Origin of the sequence: Olivibacter sp. SDN3 (assembly GCF_014334135.1) — a bacterium.
Classification (GTDB): Bacteria; Bacteroidota; Bacteroidia; order Sphingobacteriales; family Sphingobacteriaceae; genus Olivibacter.
Map to the genome: position 1 here is coordinate 5,702,584 of NZ_CP060497.1, position 19,565 is coordinate 5,722,148.

The following is a 19,565-nucleotide window of genomic DNA, read 5'->3' on the forward strand; positions in this document are numbered from 1 at the left end:
TGGCAAGATATTAAGTTATTCAGAGAATAATTTTTCAATAGTCTAACTTAACTTTCTATGGGTGCTAACAGATTGAGTTATTTCCTGTTTTTGGGCTGTTTGTGTGTTAATGAATGTGTAATAGGTTCCTTTACCTATGCCATGCTTAGTCAGGAGATGGGCCTGCACCAGATTTTTCAAATATTTCTTCACCGTATTACGATTAGCCTGAGTAAAGACTACCAGCTCGCTGATAGTCGCTTGTCCACGTGATTTTACAGATTCCAGAATTTGAAGGGATAAGGCAGGCAATTGCCCGAGCAATAATTGCTCGCGGGTTACCTTGGTCTCCAGCCGCTGCTTTTGTTGCCGTAATGCCTTAAGGAAAAACAACACCCAGGGTTGCCAATCTGGGGTGTCTTCATGTAAGGTGCCTTGAGTTTGGCGCAGTGCAAGATAATAAGCCTCCTTGCTATATTCAACGATGGCTTCAAGCGAACTGTAGGGTACATACGTATACCCCGCATGTAGTAAAAGATAGGTTGTCAAAACGCGTGAAAGGCGACCATTTCCATCCTGAAACGGGTGGATAGCCAGAAATTCAACGATAAATATTGCACTTACCAAAAGGGGATGAAGCGACTTTGTCTCCAATGTTTCACGCGTCCATTTTACCAAATCCTGCATACGCAACGGTGTATCAAAAGGGCTGGCTGTAACAAAAACAACACCTACACTTTTGCCGGTTGAATCGAAAGCTTCCACCTGATTGCTATGCTTTTTGTATTCGCCACGATGGCGTGTGTCTTTATCACTGAATTTCAGTAAATCGCGATGAAGCTGACGGATGTAATTCTCATTAAGTGGAATCTCTTGGTAGTGTTCGAAAATAGTATTCATCACCTCGGCATATCCAGCTACCTCCTGCTCATCCCGATGCTCGAACTGATGGATGTGAAGATTGGACAACAACGCCTCTACCTCACGGTCGGAGAGTTTACTGCCTTCAATGCGGGTAGACGATCCAATACTTTCAATCGTAGCAACCCGCCTCAGCGATGTGAGCTGCTCTGGCGCCAGCTGCCCGAGTGCTTTCCATGCGCCTTTAAACTCATCTATCTCTGCAATTAAGGCCAGTATTTCTGGTGTGATTTTTAACGAAGCTATATTCATACCCATAAAATTACCCAAATATACCCATAAATAACTGCTTACCCAAAAACATACCCATAAATATCCATATTGAATATGTGGTTATTCATGAACGTTGTTCCTTGGGACTTCACAATCTTTTTATAATTGATCTTCAAAAAAGCCTTATGTCCGACTGGAAAACGTGGAAAGAAAAGCTGGAACATCATATCGCGTAAGAGAGCAGGTTTTTTGAATGAAAGTTCGAACCCTTTATTTTTTGTTCTCTGGCTTTGAAATTAGAAGCTCTTAATTTTTTATCATAAAAAATTGATTATAAGTGTGTTTATGAAGTGTCCTGATTCATCAATTTCACCAAATCTTCCAAAAAATGGTTCGAAAATTGTCCCGACAAGACGACCAGTAAAATTGAAGCTCTTGCGAAAGCAAGGGCGGTCAAAACCCCTCTAATCGTATGATTAGAGGGGTTTTTCTTTTTTTCTTACCCCAATTTGTTCAAGTAAAACCAAAGAAAATGAGACCTATTCGGTTACCCATTTTCTTTGCCTAATTTTGGGTCACCGAAATAGGTTCAAATATCTAAAAATCAGCTTTTGCGCTTGTTTGTTTTGTTACTTTTTGTGGTCGTTTGACACACGGTTTCTAATTGTTAGTCACCTGTTACATATCAAACCCAAGCAGATAGCACCGAAACACGGGTATGCAACCACTAAAGTAAGTTGATATGAAACCGAACTCGATATCGTCGGGTGAGCTCTCATTATCCGTTAAAAACAAACAAATAGATGAAAACACAGCATTGCCAATCCGCCAATTCAGCCAGCATAAAAAAAGAATGAGTTTTTATTCTTCAAAGAGCGCTCTATCAAAGGTTCACAATGATTATGTGATCATTAAATATGGGTCTTATTCAACATCCGAAAAGCATATCCACATTGTGTGGCATACAACTTTATACAGTCGATCTGGTTGTATAGCATACTTTTTTTAACCAAAGACTCGTTCTTACCAACAGTATCAGTATAGGCACTTCTACAAGTGGGCCGATAACGCCCACAAATGCCTGTGGTGAATGAATACCGAATACAGCAATGGACACGGCTATTGCTAACTCAAAATTATTCCCTGTGGCTGTAAAGGCGATGGATGCGTTCTTGTCGTAAGGAACATTCAACGATTTGTTGACAAAGAAACTCACGAAAAACATCAGCACAAAATAGATAACTAACGGTACAGCTATTTTTACCACATCCATTGGCAGTTCCAATATCTTATCGCCTTTCAGACTAAACATCAACACAATGGTAAACAGTAAAGCGTATAATGTAACGGGTGATATTTTGGGAACGAATTTGCGGTTATACCATTCTATACCTTTTGACTTTATGAGTGTATAACGGCTTATAAAACCTGCTAAGAAAGGAATACCTAAGTATATCAGTACACTTTCGGTTACATCTTTCATGGATACGCTTACATTGAAATCGGCTAAGCCTAATTTGTTCGGCAGTACGTTGATGAATAGCCAAACAAAGAAGCTGTAGGTTATTATCTGAAAGATACTGTTCAATGCCACCAATAATGCCGTGTATTCCCTGTTTCCTTTTGCCAAGTCACTCCATACGATGACCATTGCGATACATCTCGCCAAGCCAATCAGTATCAGACCCGTCATATAATCCGGTTCGTTCCGTAAGAACAGAACGGCTAAACCGAACATCAGTACCGTACCGATAACCCAATTCAGCAATAAGGATATACCGATTACTTTGGTGTCTTTAAGAGCTTTGGGCAACAATGAATAGTCCACTTTAGCCAATGGTGGGTACATCATCAATATAAGCCCTATCGCCAAAGGGATATTGGTCGTGCCTACGGATAGGGCATCGGTAGCATTGGAAATGTTCGGAAAGAAATATCCCAAGCCTACACCTGTCGCCATAGCAAGGAATATCCATAAGGTAAGGTAACGGTCAAGAAATTTTAGTTTGGGTTGCATCGGCTAACTCTTAATCATTGAAAAAACATAAAACATCTCTGTTGCTATCTGCAAACTCCTTTCTGCATATACCTGTGCCTGTTCGGGTGAACCGTCCGAAACCTTGGGGTCTTCAAATGTGATGGGTATTCTCTTTTCCGCTCCGGCGATGAACGGGCATCCGCCGTCTGCCTGCGAACAGGTCATAATGGCGACAAATGCCGATGCAGGGTTGAAAGGACTATCGTATTTTTTAGAAAACCCGATGATTGACAAAGCATTATCCTTGTATTTTATAGCATATACAGGATTATCGGTCTCCGCAATCTTGAAAATATTAAAGCCTTGATTAGTCAATGTTTCCGCCACTTTCGGAAATAGTGCTGTTTCTTCCGTACCGCCCGAATAACAATGTATATTCGGGATATTGAAATACGCACTTGCGACCTGCGCCCATACCTGTGCGAAGTGGCTTCTGCGTGAATTATGGGTACAGATGAAATTGAGGTTTATATCCTCTCCGCTGTGTGCTTTCTGCTGTACATAATCTATCAGCGGTTGCAGTATCGTTTTGCGTTCCTCGCTTACGGTTCGGACGTCAATAATCCCCTTTATGGTTTCGGCTAAATTCTTATACATGACGATTGGTGTTTAGTGTTTAGCAACATCCCGAATTAGGTGTACAGCGAGTGCTGTTCAGTTCCGATAATTTTACTTTTTGTTTTTCCGCAGGAATACCGCAGGCATCACTTGCCAAGCAAGCCGTCTGTTTGTTCTTTAGGATGAAATGCTTACCGTCAAAATCCAAGTCAAATTTTCCAATCGTTTCTCCTTGGTATTCTACCTCTATTTCGGCATCCTCAATGCCCAATTTTTCTTCGGACAGCTTGATAATGTTTAATAGTTTGGTGGGCTTTAACCTGTGTTCATAGTCGTTGGCATCCCACAATTGGAAGTTTACCGTTTTCTCTGTACGGGTTACACCACCGCAATCAATAAAATGTTTGGTGATTTGTCCTATTTCCGTAACATGGAAATGTTCGGGAACAGCTGATCCGTTCTCTAACTGAAATTCAACATTATTCAATGTTGGCAGGACTCCTTTGATTTCTGATAGTTTCATAATAACTGAATTTAAAAAAATAAACATATTAAACTATATATTGCAATATAACGATGTTAAATACTAAAAAAATACTACGTACAACACTTGGTAACCTTTACTTCCTGATTGAAAAAAGAGTTCAATTCAGCTTGAATTTCTTTCCATATATTGTCATCAATGCAATAGCAAACGGATTTCCCCTCAATAGTTCCCTGTATGATACCGATACTCTTTAGTTCTTTTAAATGCTGCGAAATGGTTGCCTGTGCCAGACCTAATTCCTCAACCAGATCATTACAGATGCATGCTTTCTGATTGATGATATATTGAAGAATGGCAATCCTTGCCGGATGCGCCAAAACCTTAAATAGTGAAGACAGCTTATTCTGTTCGTCCGAAAATATTTCTGATCTGGTAAGCCCCATATCTAATGTTTTATAATCGCAATATTACGATAATAATTTAAACTAACAAAGTGCATTTTATTTTTTTTGTTTTAGGCGCACCTCCCTTTCCTATGGTTCCTGTTTATATTCCACCTTTTAACAACGCTTCTAATTTCATTAAATGTTCCTTTTTGGGAATGCTGGTTTCGTTTTTCCATGCGAGAATAGTCGAGCCATCAACATTAAGAACTTCTCCAAGCCTCTTGTTACTAAATCCGTTTCTCCACCTGTAAGCCTTTAATCTCCCTGAAAGGTTTGCTTCGTTAAACTCAATTGGACAATAGCCTAAAAATTTAATAATTCTTGGAAAATACCTAATCTGAGGAACAGAATGGTTTTTCTCCCAAAGGGTTATACAGTCCTCAGTAACGTCACAAATGCTCGCCACATCCCTTTGGAGCAGTTTTAAGTCCATACGCTTCTTTCGTATGTGATCACCTATAGTGATAGGGATTTCGGGGTAAGAAAAACCCCTCGGTTTTAGGGTTTGGCTTTCAAAACGCAAACAAGGCAACGCATGAATGCACATTCGGGGTTATCTTTTACCTCAAGAAAGCAGAAAACAACAGCACAGGGAACAGCCGCTATCTATGCAAGGGTAACGGTGAACGGCAAACGTACGGAAATATCCGTTAAACGTTCCATATCCGTTTCGGGATGGGATGCAAAAAAAGGGCTTGGCAAAGGGAAGCCGTGAGGAAACTGCTAAACTTAACCGATTTCTTGCCCGTTTCAAGGCAAAAATCATTGATGCCTACCAAGCATTGGTATTGTCGGGAAGTACCGTAGAAGGGGCGGTCATCCGTGGGCGGGTAATGGGGTCTGCACAACACGAGCATCCTTACCACACAGATTTACGCCAAAGTGGTCGAGCACAAGTTAAGTGAGGATATGCAGAACCTACGGGAGCGTATGGTATTGGGAAGCTGAAAAAGACCGCTGTTTTCCGAAACGCTTCAATTCAGTATATTTGTTAGAGACAGTACAACGGACTGTCTCTTTTTTCTTTAAAAAGTGATTTGCCATGCGAGATACCTATTTCAAGATACGCCGACCATTCAGTAGAAGAAAGCACCGCTACGACATCGGTAATCCTATCAGGTTTTGGAACTACTACGATGACAACCATTTTCTTACCAGACTGTACGTAATAGGTAACGAAGAACAGGAACAATATTATCCTTATCACAAGGAGCATGCCGTTAGTACAGGAAAATATACCGAAGCAGAGTTTTATGAACACGTAAGGGAAATCGTGGCAGACCATATTGAATACATACGAAAGGAATCACCGTTTTCTCGTAAACATGCCCAAAATCGCATCAATCTTAAATGCTTGCGCATATTCCGGGACTATCTCATATCTATAAACACATACGGATACCGTGACCCCGTGGATATTACCATCACACGCTATGATACAGAGATTGCTTCGCTGAAAAAGGAACTTGCAAAAAAGAAAAAAGAGCTTGAAGAGTTGAGGATATATGAAAGTGAATATAAAGTGAAAATAACAAGCGGATATTTGAGTGCTTTTATAGACCTGATATACCAATTTCCGGAAATCAGAATCCCGAACAAAGACAGTACATGACTTTTGAGTGTATAGACCGATAGCGTATGGGTAAAGATGATATGTAAATATTTCCAGCACGGAGACAAAGGACTCAGCATCGAGACGATAAGAAGCAGGTTTACTTCCAATAAAGAAAAACCAAATTCAAAATACCGTCCAATAAGGGAAAGGGGCAAGATTTTCAGGATTTTACCCATAGAGAATCAAGGTTAAAACTTGGGAAAAAAAGCTGTTGTATGTATTTTTGAGTTAAATTTAGAAAGGAGCTATTTAAGTTAAAAAAGAACATGGACAGACAAATATATAACAAGACTATAAAGGTAGATGGCGTAAATATCTTTTATAGGGAAGCAGGCGACAGTAAAAACCCATCTCTATTGCTATTACACGGATTTCCGACTTCATCATTAATGTTTAAAAACTTAATGATCGCACTTTCTGACAATTACCATCTCATTGCACCTGACTACCCAGCTTTTGGGTTCAGTGATGTTCCTCCAGCAAAAGATTTCGAATATTCTTTTGAAAATATTGCTTCATATATGGACAAGTTTACCGAAGCTGTAAAGCTAAAATCATTTACGATTTACCTCCATGATTATGGGAGTTACATTGGAGCGCGGATCTGTTTAAAAAATCCCGATAAAATAGAGGCAATTATTGTACAAAATGGCAACAATTATTTAGAAGGTCATGGACCACAGTGGGAAGAAACCAAAGAATATTGGAAAAATCCAACTGACGAAAAAAAGGAAAAGGTGTATGCATTTTTAAGTGAAGAGGGAACAAAAGAACAGTATTTTGCAGGCGTACCCGAGAAACTTCACCAAAACATAAGCCCTGAAAGTTGGATAATAGATTGGGAAAGGTTAAGCAGACCTGGAAACCTTGATATTCAATATACGTTAAATCTCACCTATCCGACAAATTTTGAACTGTTCCCAGATTTTCAGAAATATCTCCGTGAACATCAACCACCTACACTAATTATTTGGGGAAAACATGATGTTTACTTTGATGTGGCCGAAGCATATTGTTATAAAAGGGATTTGTCCAATGTCCAAACGCATATTTTGGACGGTGGACATATGGCCTTGGAGACGAACTTTGAAGAGGTTTTGACTCTAATTGAAAATTTTATGAAAAGAGGATGAAAGATATACGTATGCAAAAAATATTTCGATACTAATCCGACCGGCGGATATAGATAGAAGACAATTCTTACGAAATGAATACGAAGCTCAGTACTTTGTCTTTAGCAATACTTAGTTGACAAATTGTATTGCATACTGGCTGAAAATTCAATACATTCCTGAAGCTACAGAGCCATTAAAACCAGATACAAATTTGACCAAACGCCCACGATGGTCATCCTCTGAACGGCTTTACTCCATTCCTTTGTATCCAAATCGGTAGGAAATATACCGTTTGTGTCCATCCGTATGGTAACAGGTTTTTTAACGGAGCAACGAGGACAGGGATAAACTTACCGTAGAGAAGATGGCGGAACACTCAAGGGAATACATGAAAAAGATGGGCATCAAGGTCACCCAATATATCACTGCACCGCATGAAGACAAGAGACATCCCCATCTGCATCTCGTCTATAACCGAGTGGACAACCATGGAAAGACGATAGGCAATTTCAACCATTGGCACAAGAGCCGAAAGGTATGCAAGGAGATGACCGGGGCGTTATGGTTACCATCTTGGCAAGGGCAAAGGTGAACAGGCAGGCACTTCGGGGCAACGATAAACTTCGTTATGCCATACACGATGCCCTTAAATCCATCATGGCAAAAGCCACCTCGTGGAAACACGATAAGCGAATTGGCACAGCGAATAAAGGTCAATGTGGAGCATCGCATTACAGGACGACAGCGACCGTATATCATTACGGGTGCTGCATTGATACTAGTGTCAGTACTTTCTCTTTTCGGCAGCTTTCAGCTTTGGCGGTCAAACTCCGCTCTGCACGATAGCGATACCAAAATCCGGATGGTGAGGTTATTTTATCCAAAGGTATCATTGGATATTGATTCCATCTACAACAAAAGCCCCAAAGAACTTAAAATTTGGGTAAAGCAGGAAGAAGAAAGGTTACTTGCCATCACCAAAGCTGAAGAGACCGCAAGGTAATCCAAAGAGCAGGCAGAGTTGGCAACCGAAAGATTGAAGCGGTTGAAAGAGCAAAAAGACAGAGATTTAAAATAAGATATAAAATGATTAAATTTCATCTAACATCAAGTTTTTCATCGGCAGATGAGAAATAGCCAAACTTGCATTTGAAAGCAAGTTTGGCTAGGTTTGTAACAGGCATGAATACAGGCGTTATGAAACTAAAAGAAATAAGGGACGAAAAAGGAACTTTGTCGGGGGTGCTTATCCCTGCGGACGATATCATGGAATTAAAGGAAAGCCTAAAAACAGGCTCCAAATTCTTTGACTATTTCGATAGCCTGCAATCCGATAGGGATAATGAAAAAAGAAAGCTCGACCAGTTAATGCTCAATAAGCTAACGGTTGCCGAAACCGACGAGAAAGCGGCAAAGCTCACCACAGAAATCCATAGAGAAGCCTTTTCAAAGGGTGTTCCCATGTTCTACCGTGACGAACGGGCTAAAGCCCCAAAGGAATTTATCAGGGCAAATCCCGACGGCTCGGAAGATTTGGTCAGATACGATATAGCTACACGAAGCTACTCGGTATTGAGATCGTTATTGCCTGCGGGTAAGGGATATTGGTCGAAGCTTTCCATAGCCAAATAATCAGCCATGAAACCGCAGTTTTTTATCCTTGCCGGTCCGAACGGGGCTGGTAAGTCAACTTATGGCCATGAACATATACCTAAGGGCACACATATCTTCAACGGTGATTTGGTATAAGCCGGGTTGTCACAAAAGTATCCGGACTATGACCCTGAAAAACTAAAAGGTGGCGTGCCTACCCGCTTGGAAAACGAAAGAGATGAAGCCATCGCCCAACGCAGGGATTTTGCCTTTGAAAGCAATTACTCCAATGACCTTGCCATAGAGATAACCGACACGTTCAAAAAAGCCGGATATGAAACCAATCTTATCTATTTCGGATTGGATGATGTGGAGACGGCAGCGATACGTGTGGATACCCGTGTTAGATTGGGAGGGCATTTCATTGAGACGGACGAAATAATCTTCAATTATGAAGAGGGCATAAAGCGTGTAAAGGACAATATGCACCGTTATGACCGCGTGAAATTCGTGGATACGGGCATAAAAGGAATAGCTCCGGTTATTGCCTACTACTACCAAAATGGAAAGCATGCCGTATTGAATTCGAATATCGGTTGGTTTAACTCTCAATTTAACGATAGACTGCTTGAAGTTGCTATCCAACGGATTAGTGAACTTTCTTCGGGTTTTGAGACGAAAAAGGATATAGAACAGAAGCAACAGAAAATTCGCAAGACCCGTAAACCAAGGTGTTGACAAAAAAACAGTATCTTAACTTGCCTATTGCGGTACAACTATTCTACCTATTTTACTTTCTAGTAGAGATTCTACTCTGATATGCCTCTGAATCCCCGCTCACTATTCATTCCGTAGACACTATCGACAGGATTTGCTAACGAAGTCTTAACGGTTTGGAAGCTAACAGTCAGAATGGTGATCAGCAAAGCTGCTGCGCCTGCAACCACAAAAACCTGCCAACCGACTGCTGTGCGATACTCATAGTGTTGCAACCAGTTATGCATTAGCTAATAGGCGATAGGCGACGCGATGATGCAAGCGATCGTAGCCAAGATCAAGAAATCTTTTGACGGCAACTGCCAACAGTCTATCGTTTTTGACCACAATACTATATCTGCCCGCCGAAAACGAACGGCTTTTTAGGTATTACCCTGTCGGTGGCAGAGCCATTTAGCGAAAAAATTTCCTGCTCGACGGCAAGTTCTTCTTCATCGCTTCCTTCACTGTAATCCAGCTCGCTAAAATCAACCCATACAACATTGGGTGCATACGTGCTTTCAAAATAATACCGTTGGTTGGTCAGGTCTATAACCGTACGAAAAATGGTATTGGCAACGTTTGGCTTGTCGGGTTCACCTGCTCCAAAAGGGACGGATGCATTACGTATCACACTAAACATATAAGCAGCCGCTGTCTCTGGATTGGCGGGTTGCGGTAATGCTTTCGTGTAATAGGATGCACGCACAAAACGGTCCATGGGTGTCCGCTCCCCGGGTAAAGGCTTATTGCCGCCAAAGCTGCGATAATTTTTCAAGTTGGCAAGCTGCTTATCATAGGTCGGCTCATTAGTCATTACGGCATAGCTCTTGTCCATATAAACTTTGGGCTTGCCATTGATATATTCTACAATGGCTGAATTGCCGGTTTTGTCTTCGAGCGAAAGGTGCAAGCGTGACTGGGCACCATTTGGAAAGATTATAGGCACCACCTGTAGTTTCCCTTGCCTGATGTCTTGAACAGCTTCGGTCACGGTAGCAAAGTTATCAAGGTAATACTGAGCCCATAACTCTATGCTGAGGCCGGGAATAGACGGGTCACGTTTACCATAATCTGACGCCTCGTCGGCAAGAAAGAGTAGATGGGTACTGAGGCCTTTCTCGTTTACTCCCTCATGCGTACCGATATCATAGCCAGTGATCGCAAAGCTGCCGTACTTGGATGTCCATTTGGCTGGGTTTTCCGCAACCACCCCTACCCTGGAAATCCCGCGGGGGAATTTGCGGAATTTGCTATTAACCCTTTCCGTCCAGTCTTGTGTTCGTCCCACATACACATGACCGTTTTCCGTGAGCCACATCACACGGGTGCAAGCAAGGGCCAATGGCACGAAAAGGTTTGCACCAAATGAAAAAACCATTATCAATGCCACTGCCTTCAGTAGAAAGCTGCCTTTAGTGAATAAAAGCATAACACTACCTCCTTTCCTTGGTTGATACATAGTATATATAGCTATTTAAAGCTATTGTTTATTTCCCAAAAATATTTGCGATTTTTACTCTTGGTTTTTATAGCTATCGGATAAACGAATTATGATCAAAAATCATGCCTTTTACATTGTTTTTCTCCCAATCATTCCATGTTCGCAACACGTGCCTGTTATCCTTTCACGATTAGCGGCTGAGTGACAACGGCTGACCGGAACTGTCTTTTAGCTTCCTTTTTACTCATAACTAGTCAGTTTTAACACGATTATATTCTTCCGATTTCTCCACTTCTTTACGACGTGTTTTTCCATCCTTTCCACCAAAATTATAGGTAAAAGAAAGTCTGAAATTTCTACTTTCAATTCGTTGTCTCAAGTTGATGTCGATATCCTGGTAATGAATTCTAGCTCTGGTTTTGTCGGTATAAAGGATATCATTTGCATTTAAATTGATTTTTCCTTTTCCTCCCAATACGGTACGTTGTAAACTCAAATTTAAACTACCTCTACTTTCAATTAACGCAAATTCATTCAAGGATTTACTTGTATAATATCCAGATACTTCAAACACCCATTTGCTATCGAACCGATAAGCAAGCTGTAGGAAAGAAAGAACATTCCATTGTTGTTGATCAAAAATTCCGTTTAAATAATGCGCCCGATATCTATTTGACATGATTTGATTACTGATGTATCCTTCGGTATTAGGTATAAACGTAATCGGTAAATTTAACTGTGCTGAAAAGTTTTCGTATCTTCCAAGATTATCCGGCATCGTATAGGTAATATTTCCAATTTGCTGGGGTGCATTTTGAAAAATAACATCTTTTCTGTTATTGTAGGAGAGAATAAAGAACGGATGATTTCTAAATGTCAGCGCAAGTTTGTATTGATTTGCCGTCTCAGGTTGCAATAGCGGATTTCCCTTAGTATATGTTAGCGAATCAATGTATCGTATAAAGGGATTTTGCTGCTGATAACTCGGTCGATTAACGCGTTTGCTGTATTGAAATACAGTTCCAAACTTCTTAGAGATATCTTTTTTAATAAATAAAGAAGGAAATAATTGCAAATAATCTCGATCTAACACTTCCTCCCCTTTTTCATCTCCTGTCGCTCTGGTTTGTTCTGCACGCACTCCCAACTTAACTTCCGCGAATTTAAAACGTTTTTCAAGGGACAGGTAGGCCGCATTAATATTTTCTTTATAAGCAAAGTCTGTACTCGTCTCGCTGTCTATCACACCATTTCTCAAAAAACGCAGACTGTTATCTATACTTGCATAACTTGTCTTTGCACCTAATTCTAAAGAGTAGTCTGTAAATACGCTTCTTTTGAAGTCTGTTTTGGCAACAAAGAGCTCAACCGGGTTTCTGATAGATTGATGATTAACATAATTCTCGCCCATATCGAGAAAGTTATCGTACTCGCCTATGCTATTAATTTTGAATTTTGAGTACTCAACATCAGCAGATAATTTCCCTCCCACTGTATCTACATCTAATTGCCAACCAACAGTTAAGGTAGTATTTTGCTGCTTTTCATTCAAATCGATTAAACTACTGAACGAGCTAATTTTGGCACCGCTGTTAGCGAACAGTTCATCCGTTAAATTATTACTTTCCCTGCTTATTGCCCTATTTAGTGTACTGACACCGACACTAAGCGTATTCCTTTTTGTCAAATAAATATCCCCACCAAACATCACATTGTGGTTCTTCGCATGCCAAGGTGTATAGGAACTTTGATAAAACAAAATGGAGTCTATCGTTCGCTCAAATTCTTTATGATCAAATACATTACTATAAAAATAACTATAGTAACCATACAAGCTTACCTTATTGGTACTATAATTTAGACTGATAGAAGGGCTAATCGTATTAAAGTTCCTATCCACCTTCTCTCTTCTTTTATTATAGATACCAGTTCCTCCCAGCATATTTAGGCTTCCGCTCCAACCACCGGTTTTCTTTCGTTTCGTTACAATATTAATTATACTTCCTCCAGCCGCTTCGTAATTGGCTCCGGGGTGTGAGATAACTTCCACTTTTTCCACATTGGCAGCATTCAGTCCCTTCAACGCTTGAGAGACATCATTGTATCTAGACTCCCTGCCATTGATCAGAATAGTTGCACTTCCCGTACCTGCTAGTTCTATCTTATCATCTGAAACTAAAAGACCGGGAATTCTTTTTAGAAGCTCGAAAGTTGAAAGTCCAGATGCGGACGGGATTTGATTAACATTAACTACCAAACGATCAGCTTGTTGCTCAAATACATTTTTCGACGAAGTTATTGACACCTCTTCTAAATTGATAACATCCGCGTACAAAGTGATTTTAAGCGGTGTATTTTCATCTGTATCAAATGCAATTTCCCTTGTTTCTCCCTTATATCCCATAGCGTTAGTCTTAAAAAGAAGCGTTACATTTTTATTAATGGAGAACTCAAACTGTCCTTTTTGATCACTGAATGTTGAATCTCGTATTTGGCCATCAGATGAATTTATTTGGATAGCGGCAAAAGGAATTGGCTTTCCACTTTCACTAACAACTACGCCAGTCAGTTTAGTTTGAGCAAATAAAGTAAGGTTGGTTAAAAGAAAAATAATAGGTAAGAAAAATTTCATCCTCTGGTATTAATAAATTAATTATAGATGTTAGCGTTCAGGAAGATTTTGAGATTTGATTAAAATCTTTTGTATCATCACTGTCTATTTTGCTTTGAGCCATATATCGTCTTTAAAACAGGTGACCTGCACGGCTTCTCCATCGCTCAATAAAAACGTCAGCGGGAAAGTACCGTCATCATTTAGGAAAAAAGTTTCTGATCTGGGCGTAAAAGCGACTTCTTTATTATCCCATAGTTGCTTTATCGTTAATCCTGTTCCTGAAGATAGAATATCGAGCTTAAGGTTACTGTCATCCTTTAAGATATAAGTTCCTTCTAGCCTTTTAAGTTGTGCTGCCGATAACTGTTTGATTATTTTGGGATCAAATCCGACTTTTACCGTTATGATTCTTCCCAATAATTTAGCATGGGTAAACTGACCGGAATTGTCTTTTAGGAATTCGACTTTGTGACCTTCCCCTTTTGATTCAAAATTCGTTTCATCGATCTGGATGAGCTGGTATTCTTTGTTATCCCATAATTGTTTGGCAAAAAGTGTATTGTCTTTTAGTTCAAATTGAATAAAACCTGCTTTACTGGGAAACTGGTAATATCCTGAGAACTTTTCCAGAGGTACCGTTTTAGATTGCTGGCTATCTCCTTGTGCAATAACACCTGCGCGGGCGGGTGTTTGCGCAAAACAGTTCGTTGCAAGAGATGCGCTTCCGAATAAAATGCTACCGATGACCCTACGGATTTTTGGGGCAATTGCAGACTTGAATGAGTTCATTGTTTTCATCTTTTTATTTTTTTCAATTGTTGATGGGAGCTCGATGTAAATAATTATTGCCCTGTATGTCAATAATATTTACATCTCGGTTTCATAATTATTTTTTTTATGCAATGATAACTCTTCGGTGACTAAGAGCAGTTCGCATGGATGCAGCTGAACAGAATTGCGGTCAATTAACCTTTGAATTTGCCTTAATGTATTCTTTAGGAGTGGAGTTCGTTGCTTTTTTTGGTGCTATTTCATCTTTTTCCGCTTTGAGAAATGAAAAAACGCTGAAGATTAATCGGTCTTCAGCGTTTTGCTTTGTTAGGAAGATTTTCTAGTAAGGATGCACCTTTTCTTATTTACTTATCCATAGCAATATACACAGGATATGATTCACGATTGGGCAAATCAAATTCTTCGTCGTATGGTTGTATACCTGCACCATCGTTGTATAATGCCACACGTTTTACACCGGTTGCTGTGCTACCACCAAAACCATTGATAACATTTTGGATATTACCCGGGCCAGAAAAACGAGTGACAACTATTTTTTCGAGTTTCACATTCGGGCTATTAGGTATTTCAAACCCATTTTTCTTATTCACATTGCCATCAGTTCCTGTGAAAACTGCATAAGAACCCATTCCTATGCTATGATGTTCTTTTACAGTATTAGCTACTTTGAATGCTGCGTAACCATCAACTCTGCCTCCTTGACTGCTCCAACTTGCTTGATTTGGGGCATCATACGGTGGTTCGTTTTGGAAGAAATAAGTTCTACCACGTTCTCCCAACCACAGTACTTCATATTCTTGATAATGTTCGGCAAATAGGGCATAAAGCGTAACATCATCGCCAGTAATGATAAGTCCATTTTTACATCTATCTCTTACCCAACGTACATCTCCGCCACGTTGCGAACCATGATCGGCACGCCACAGCCAGAAGTGGTCACCCACCACATTGTTGCTGTTTATTTGCATAGAAGTATGTATCTGAATATTTTTTGATTGCACTCCACCTACTCTACAGGTGATGTCTGTGAGCAAGATAGGATTTGGAGAATGGTCTGCATTTGCTTCTTCGTCACCAATTCTAACTTGATAAGTTGTACTATTGAATGAATCCATAAGAAGTCCGGCAATGATAATTCCATCTTTGTCGTCAGCATAGATACAGCCCCAAGTATTTTTCTCGGTAGGCTCTAGCGTTACCGAAGCTATACCAGCACCTAGAAGTATGGCGTCTTTTCTATTCACTTGAATAGGAGCATTCAATGCGTAGTGCCCTGGTGTGAAAAATATATTTTTGCCAGCCTTTAGCGCTGTATTGATTTCTACATCGGTGTCGCCTTCTTTGGCAACATACCAGTCGGTAAGCAAATTTTGAATTTCGCCTTTGCCCATATCTGTTGACGACCAAGAAACTCCAACTCTATCCTTTTGCCACGCGGGAACAAATACTTTGTATTCACCATCGTTATCTATAAAAAGGAAAGGTTTTTCTCTGATAATAGGTGTAGCAGGAATTGGAGAGTTGGTATCATCCGCTTGTGGAGGATTGACACACCCTTGCCAAACCATATTATACGATCCACCCATAGCTTCTGAGCCTGAAGGGAAAATAGCATTTCTGGTGTACCATTGTTGTTGTCCACCCCAGTTTGGTCTGGATGATGTGTAACGAGTGTCGGCGATAAAGCCACCGCTACCCCAAAAGTTGGTGTCTCCAACATCTGAAATATATTTCGAAGTGCTTTCAATCAGCATTCTTCGTGCACTAGTTGATTGGGAAACTGTCCAAGCAAAATCTCGCATCACAGCCACATTTTCCACAGAACGCCAAAATGTGCACGTAGCATTTGCTCCACCCGAAAGGTGAGGCCTAGTGAATATAGAACCCAATTTAACATCTGTTGGCACTTTGCCCAAACCTCCAATGTGAGCGTAGAATCCTAATTCTATGGCGTTAGCCTCTGCCGATGATGCAGAACCCGAACCACCCGAATCGTAAGTTTGACCATCAACATTTGCTTTGAAATAATATGCCTGACGTTTTGTAGTCCACTCGCCATTTGATCCGCCTAGACCAATAGCATCAAAGTGCGAATTAATTTCGTTTCGTGCAGTTTCTGCTTTTTCATGTTTTCTATCGTAGAAATACATATTGTTACCAAAAATTTGGTTCTCCAGCGAAAGTATTATTGTTATCGTGTTACGGGTAATTTTATAATAGTTTTCGTACTTATCTGCATTTGGCTTATTATCTGTAAATGTCAATCTGGAAGTCGAACCCACAGACACAAAATCTGACGCCAAACGACTGCCCCCTCTTGTGATTACATAATCTCCAGAAGAGCCGAATGCTGGCCATGATAACGTTATGCTATGTTTCTTCTTATTGTAAACAATCCTACCCTCTATCTTATTCTCCTGTTTTTTTTTATCAGATGAATACAATGTTACAAAACTGCATAACATCAACATACCTGCAAATACTGTAAATACAGAGATTACTTTTTTACTCATAAGAATGTTCTTTTTTAATGATTTCTATCGTTTGTTACAATATTCGATTTTTAGGTTTCGGAAGATAATAAATAATCCTTTAGCTCATACGTAACGCTACTGTGACGAATGCAAAGTGAAAACATTTTAGAAGACCCATATATCCATCTTTCATCCACAGAGAAGATTGAAAGGAAGGAATTGCGTACAACACATAAATTGCTCATTTTTTGTGCTTATTATAACAGTACTTCATCATTTCATTTTGTAAGACCACCGATAAGTCGACCATTATGGAGTGGCATTAATGATAAAGCGACAATAGAGACCTTATTACTGCTTCTTAAATGCTGTTGGCGCGATCCCGGTTTGTGTCTTGAAAAAGTTGGAAAAATAGGAATGGTCATAAAAGCCCAATTCAAATGCAATTTCTTTTATCGACAATTCAGAAGCTTGGATAAGCCTTTTAGCCTCCAGTACAACCCTGTTTTGAATTAGGGAGGTCGCCGAAACATGAAAGTGCCTTTTACAGAGAATATTTAGATAGTTAGCAGTAATGTTTAGTTTTTCAGCATAGAAGGAAACTGTTTTTTCTTCCTTGAAATGGGTGTCAATGAGGGAGAGGTACTTAAAAAGTTGAGGTTTTGTGTTGTAAACTGTAAAATCCTTGAACCGATCTTCAGCTTCCCGACTCACCAACAATGCGATGATTTTACTTCGGGTGTGTACCAGATCCCAGAATACGGGCCTTTCATTGAGATTTTGCTGAATTGCCTTGAATTCATACAGTAGTTTTTCAAATATATCGGGCGATAGGTCGAGCACAGGATAGTTACGGTAATGTATAAAAGAGAACCTTAAGGAGGTGGAGAAAACCTCGAATATCGGTCGGCTTATCATTAATTGATAGCCGGTAGTTCCTTCCTTAAAAGTCCATCGATGTACTTGATCAGGAAATAAGAGATGAATTTGATGGTCTGATAGTATGTAGTCAACAAAGTCGATCGAATGTATACCATTTCCTTTTTCAAATAGAAGAAAAAGAAAAAAATCATGTTTATGTGGCTTATCGATATGCCGTTCTCCATGGAGCTCATGATACAAGAAATCACATTTGCTAAGCCGGTTACCCTGAAATTCGGTAATATCCAAAACTGGAAAATGGTCTTTCGTTTTCATATAGCCAACTAATTTAAGAGTTCAGGGATGATTGACAGCGGTATTACCTGCCAAATTAACTGGCTGATATTGAGCGATAATACCGTTCCCACAAGCGGCAGAATGATCATCACAGCATCTATCAGTATACTGATTTATACGCTGCTGATGCGATTATTTCTTTGGCAAAGGCCGGTTTAGCGGTTTTCCTTTTAAATTAATCGAATACGCTCGACGTTTTTCCATAATCATCATGTTATTGATCTTCCACAAAAGTTCAATTGCAAAGATATCTAGTCAAATATAAGCACCCCAGCTGATCAAAGATAAAAAAATAAAAATGTAGATGCTTTGTAGACGGTTTTTTGGGGTTGGTAGTTGCCGTGTATACAGCAGAAAATTGTTTTGGACGATTCAGCAATCTAAATTTGTATCCGAAGTTGTTAACTAATCAATAGCCCTAAAGTCCTACAAAAACGGGCTCATTTATTGGAAAATTTCGAAATAAATTTTAAGCATATGAAAATGAAAAGTCTGATTCTAATTGTTGGAGCACTTTTGCCCTTTTTATCGTTAGCGCAGGATAACCACCGTTTTGTTGAGGTTCGGGGCGAAGTAGATTATGAAAACCAAATAGATAAATACCAGGCCAAAATATCTATTACTGCTAATGAATACTACGCTTATGAAGAAGATAAGGCGACATTGGAGGATCTTGAAAAGACATTTTTTGAAGTGATGGAAAAAAATGGTTTTGAGAAAGGCCAGTTTGTCAAAAGCGATGAACCGATATTGGGAGTGCAAGAAAAGCAGCTCGTTTATGTATTTGAAACGGCATCGGAAGCGGATTTTGTCAAATTCAACAATTTAAAAAATACGAAAGGAACAGCTAAGTATGACAATAAGGTTTTTTACAAACCATTAGACAATCCGGACGAAATAATCGCAGAAGCCCTAGAAGACGCAAAAAAACAAGCTGTTGTGATAGCCAAAGCCATGAGGAAAAAATTGGGAGACATTATTTCTGTATCCGACGCCTACAATAGCGTACGTTCTGAATCTTATTACGCAGGAATAAATAAAAATACCTATAGACTGTTGGCAAGATTTGAGGTGGAGTAAACTTGTTTGCCCAGGATGGATGAACTGATATTTTGAAAGAGATGAGTAAAATAAGAATACTGGCAACCTATATTTTACTTTGGTTGACGATCTATTTGCCGGTTTATTCATTTAGAAAAGCTTTGAAGTTGCAAATAACTGATTTTACTGGATTATACGATGATGCAATGGAAATAGATAGACGCGGAAGCACAAATGAATGATTGACCGACAATTATTCGC

The 19,565-nt window shown here is 39.7% G+C and carries 21 protein-coding genes and 1 pseudogene; 10 read left to right on the top strand and 12 right to left on the bottom strand.

What is annotated here, in order from left to right:
• Positions 1-42: 42 nt before the first annotated feature.
• The 6 genes from H8S90_RS24010 to H8S90_RS24035 all read right to left on the bottom strand — a co-directional run bounded on the left by H8S90_RS24010 (position 43) and on the right by H8S90_RS24035 (position 5,075).
• Positions 43-1,152 (bottom strand): Fic family protein, encoded by a 1,110-nt coding sequence (locus tag H8S90_RS24010; RefSeq protein WP_187340297.1) that lies wholly within the window; start codon positions 1,150-1,152, stop codon positions 43-45.
• A gap of 931 nt (positions 1,153-2,083) precedes the next feature.
• The gene (gene arsB, locus H8S90_RS24015; RefSeq protein ID WP_187340298.1) at positions 2,084-3,130 is read right to left on the bottom strand and encodes an ACR3 family arsenite efflux transporter; all 1,047 of its coding nucleotides are present in this window, start codon (positions 3,128-3,130) and stop codon (positions 2,084-2,086) included.
• Positions 3,131-3,133: 3 nt separating this feature from the next.
• Positions 3,134-3,748 (bottom strand): low molecular weight phosphatase family protein, encoded by a 615-nt coding sequence (locus H8S90_RS24020; RefSeq protein WP_187340299.1) that lies wholly within the window; start codon positions 3,746-3,748, stop codon positions 3,134-3,136.
• A 19-nt stretch (positions 3,749-3,767) separates the two neighbouring features.
• On the bottom strand, positions 3,768-4,232 hold the full coding sequence (locus H8S90_RS24025; protein WP_187340300.1) for a DUF6428 family protein: 465 nt from the start codon (positions 4,230-4,232) through the stop codon (positions 3,768-3,770).
• Positions 4,233-4,306: 74 nt separating this feature from the next.
• Positions 4,307-4,639, bottom strand: a complete 333-nt coding sequence (locus tag H8S90_RS24030; protein ID WP_187340301.1) for a helix-turn-helix transcriptional regulator — start codon at positions 4,637-4,639, stop codon at positions 4,307-4,309.
• A 103-nt stretch (positions 4,640-4,742) separates the two neighbouring features.
• The gene (locus H8S90_RS24035; protein WP_187340302.1) at positions 4,743-5,075 is read right to left on the bottom strand and encodes a helix-turn-helix transcriptional regulator; all 333 of its coding nucleotides are present in this window, start codon (positions 5,073-5,075) and stop codon (positions 4,743-4,745) included.
• 102 nt (positions 5,076-5,177) lie between these two features.
• Here H8S90_RS24035 and H8S90_RS26050 point away from each other — a divergent pair, with 102 nt between their 5' ends.
• The 8 genes and pseudogenes from H8S90_RS26050 (at position 5,178) to H8S90_RS24070 (ending at position 9,703) form a co-directional block, all read left to right on the top strand.
• On the top strand, positions 5,178-5,357 hold the full coding sequence (locus H8S90_RS26050) for an Arm DNA-binding domain-containing protein (RefSeq protein ID WP_222852181.1): 180 nt from the start codon (positions 5,178-5,180) through the stop codon (positions 5,355-5,357).
• Complete coding sequence (locus tag H8S90_RS26055; protein ID WP_222852182.1) at positions 5,323-5,547, top strand: hypothetical protein; 225 nt, start codon at positions 5,323-5,325, stop codon at positions 5,545-5,547. The genes H8S90_RS26050 and H8S90_RS26055 overlap by 35 nt, the downstream gene beginning before the upstream one ends.
• Before the next feature lie 137 nt (positions 5,548-5,684).
• A complete protein-coding gene (locus tag H8S90_RS24045) occupies positions 5,685-6,254 on the top strand; it encodes a hypothetical protein (protein WP_187340303.1) in 570 nt (189 codons plus the stop codon).
• 269 nt (positions 6,255-6,523) lie between these two features.
• Positions 6,524-7,390, top strand: coding sequence for an alpha/beta fold hydrolase (locus tag H8S90_RS24050; RefSeq protein ID WP_187340304.1), 867 nt, complete (start codon positions 6,524-6,526; stop codon positions 7,388-7,390).
• A gap of 337 nt (positions 7,391-7,727) precedes the next feature.
• Positions 7,728-7,964 (top strand): annotated as a pseudogene (locus H8S90_RS26515) (relaxase/mobilization nuclease domain-containing protein); the annotation flags it as partial.
• Between the two features lie 36 nt (positions 7,965-8,000).
• A complete protein-coding gene (locus H8S90_RS24060; RefSeq protein ID WP_187340306.1) occupies positions 8,001-8,375 on the top strand; it encodes a hypothetical protein in 375 nt (124 codons plus the stop codon).
• Positions 8,376-8,569: 194 nt separating this feature from the next.
• Positions 8,570-9,004 carry a hypothetical protein gene (locus tag H8S90_RS24065; protein ID WP_187340307.1) on the top strand — a complete coding sequence of 145 codons (435 nt, stop codon included), beginning with the start codon at positions 8,570-8,572 and terminating at the stop codon, positions 9,002-9,004.
• Positions 9,005-9,127: 123 nt separating this feature from the next.
• Positions 9,128-9,703 carry a hypothetical protein gene (locus tag H8S90_RS24070; RefSeq protein ID WP_187340308.1) on the top strand — a complete coding sequence of 192 codons (576 nt, stop codon included), beginning with the start codon at positions 9,128-9,130 and terminating at the stop codon, positions 9,701-9,703.
• A gap of 71 nt (positions 9,704-9,774) precedes the next feature.
• Here H8S90_RS24070 and H8S90_RS24075 read toward each other — a convergent pair whose 3' ends face one another.
• The 6 genes from H8S90_RS24075 to H8S90_RS24100 form a co-directional block, all read right to left on the bottom strand.
• The gene (locus tag H8S90_RS24075; RefSeq protein WP_187340309.1) at positions 9,775-9,969 is read right to left on the bottom strand and encodes a hypothetical protein; all 195 of its coding nucleotides are present in this window, start codon (positions 9,967-9,969) and stop codon (positions 9,775-9,777) included.
• Between the two features lie 104 nt (positions 9,970-10,073).
• Positions 10,074-11,153, bottom strand: coding sequence for a linear amide C-N hydrolase (locus H8S90_RS24080; protein WP_187340310.1), 1,080 nt, complete (start codon positions 11,151-11,153; stop codon positions 10,074-10,076).
• 262 nt (positions 11,154-11,415) lie between these two features.
• The gene (locus H8S90_RS24085; RefSeq protein WP_187340311.1) at positions 11,416-13,797 is read right to left on the bottom strand and encodes an outer membrane beta-barrel family protein; all 2,382 of its coding nucleotides are present in this window, start codon (positions 13,795-13,797) and stop codon (positions 11,416-11,418) included.
• An 84-nt stretch (positions 13,798-13,881) separates the two neighbouring features.
• On the bottom strand, positions 13,882-14,568 hold the full coding sequence (locus H8S90_RS24090) for a hypothetical protein (RefSeq protein WP_187340312.1): 687 nt from the start codon (positions 14,566-14,568) through the stop codon (positions 13,882-13,884).
• A 347-nt stretch (positions 14,569-14,915) separates the two neighbouring features.
• Complete coding sequence (locus tag H8S90_RS24095) at positions 14,916-17,084, bottom strand: hypothetical protein (protein WP_187340313.1); 2,169 nt, start codon at positions 17,082-17,084, stop codon at positions 14,916-14,918.
• A gap of 312 nt (positions 17,085-17,396) precedes the next feature.
• On the bottom strand, positions 17,397-18,242 hold the full coding sequence (locus H8S90_RS24100) for a helix-turn-helix transcriptional regulator (protein ID WP_187340314.1): 846 nt from the start codon (positions 18,240-18,242) through the stop codon (positions 17,397-17,399).
• A gap of 504 nt (positions 18,243-18,746) precedes the next feature.
• Between H8S90_RS24100 and H8S90_RS24105 the strand changes: the two genes are divergently transcribed.
• Positions 18,747-19,343: an SIMPL domain-containing protein gene (locus tag H8S90_RS24105; RefSeq protein WP_222852183.1), complete on the top strand. Its 597-nt coding sequence runs from the start codon at positions 18,747-18,749 to the stop codon at positions 19,341-19,343.
• A gap of 41 nt (positions 19,344-19,384) precedes the next feature.
• Entirely contained in the window at positions 19,385-19,546 is a 162-nt protein-coding gene (locus tag H8S90_RS26060) for a hypothetical protein (RefSeq protein WP_222852184.1), read from the top strand.
• Positions 19,547-19,565: the final 19 nt, after the last annotated feature.

What these genes read in the sequence shown, in the direction of transcription:
- H8S90_RS24030 (WP_187340301.1), bottom strand. Translation starts at nt 4,639, where the DNA reads ATGGGGCTTACCAGATCAGAAATATTTTCGGACGAACAGAATAAGCTG.
- H8S90_RS24090 (WP_187340312.1), bottom strand. Translation starts at nt 14,568, where the DNA reads ATGAACTCATTCAAGTCTGCAATTGCCCCAAAAATCCGTAGGGTCATC.
- H8S90_RS24025 (WP_187340300.1), bottom strand. Translation starts at nt 4,232, where the DNA reads ATGAAACTATCAGAAATCAAAGGAGTCCTGCCAACATTGAATAATGTT.
- H8S90_RS26050 (WP_222852181.1), top strand. Translation starts at nt 5,178, where the DNA reads ATGAATGCACATTCGGGGTTATCTTTTACCTCAAGAAAGCAGAAAACA.
- H8S90_RS24045 (WP_187340303.1), top strand. Translation starts at nt 5,685, where the DNA reads ATGCGAGATACCTATTTCAAGATACGCCGACCATTCAGTAGAAGAAAG.
- H8S90_RS24020 (WP_187340299.1), bottom strand. Translation starts at nt 3,748, where the DNA reads ATGTATAAGAATTTAGCCGAAACCATAAAGGGGATTATTGACGTCCGA.
- H8S90_RS24095 (WP_187340313.1), bottom strand. Translation starts at nt 17,084, where the DNA reads ATGAGTAAAAAAGTAATCTCTGTATTTACAGTATTTGCAGGTATGTTG.
- H8S90_RS24050 (WP_187340304.1), top strand. Translation starts at nt 6,524, where the DNA reads ATGGACAGACAAATATATAACAAGACTATAAAGGTAGATGGCGTAAAT.
- H8S90_RS24010 (WP_187340297.1), bottom strand. Translation starts at nt 1,152, where the DNA reads ATGAATATAGCTTCGTTAAAAATCACACCAGAAATACTGGCCTTAATT.
- H8S90_RS24105 (WP_222852183.1), top strand. Translation starts at nt 18,747, where the DNA reads ATGAAAAGTCTGATTCTAATTGTTGGAGCACTTTTGCCCTTTTTATCG.
- H8S90_RS24065 (WP_187340307.1), top strand. Translation starts at nt 8,570, where the DNA reads ATGAAACTAAAAGAAATAAGGGACGAAAAAGGAACTTTGTCGGGGGTG.
- H8S90_RS26060 (WP_222852184.1), top strand. Translation starts at nt 19,385, where the DNA reads ATGAGTAAAATAAGAATACTGGCAACCTATATTTTACTTTGGTTGACG.
- arsB (WP_187340298.1), bottom strand. Translation starts at nt 3,130, where the DNA reads ATGCAACCCAAACTAAAATTTCTTGACCGTTACCTTACCTTATGGATA.
- H8S90_RS24035 (WP_187340302.1), bottom strand. Translation starts at nt 5,075, where the DNA reads ATGGACTTAAAACTGCTCCAAAGGGATGTGGCGAGCATTTGTGACGTT.
- H8S90_RS24080 (WP_187340310.1), bottom strand. Translation starts at nt 11,153, where the DNA reads ATGCTTTTATTCACTAAAGGCAGCTTTCTACTGAAGGCAGTGGCATTG.
- H8S90_RS24075 (WP_187340309.1), bottom strand. Translation starts at nt 9,969, where the DNA reads ATGCATAACTGGTTGCAACACTATGAGTATCGCACAGCAGTCGGTTGG.
- H8S90_RS24060 (WP_187340306.1), top strand. Translation starts at nt 8,001, where the DNA reads ATGCCATACACGATGCCCTTAAATCCATCATGGCAAAAGCCACCTCGT.
- H8S90_RS24100 (WP_187340314.1), bottom strand. Translation starts at nt 18,242, where the DNA reads ATGAAAACGAAAGACCATTTTCCAGTTTTGGATATTACCGAATTTCAG.
- H8S90_RS26055 (WP_222852182.1), top strand. Translation starts at nt 5,323, where the DNA reads ATGCAAAAAAAGGGCTTGGCAAAGGGAAGCCGTGAGGAAACTGCTAAA.
- H8S90_RS24085 (WP_187340311.1), bottom strand. Translation starts at nt 13,797, where the DNA reads ATGAAATTTTTCTTACCTATTATTTTTCTTTTAACCAACCTTACTTTA.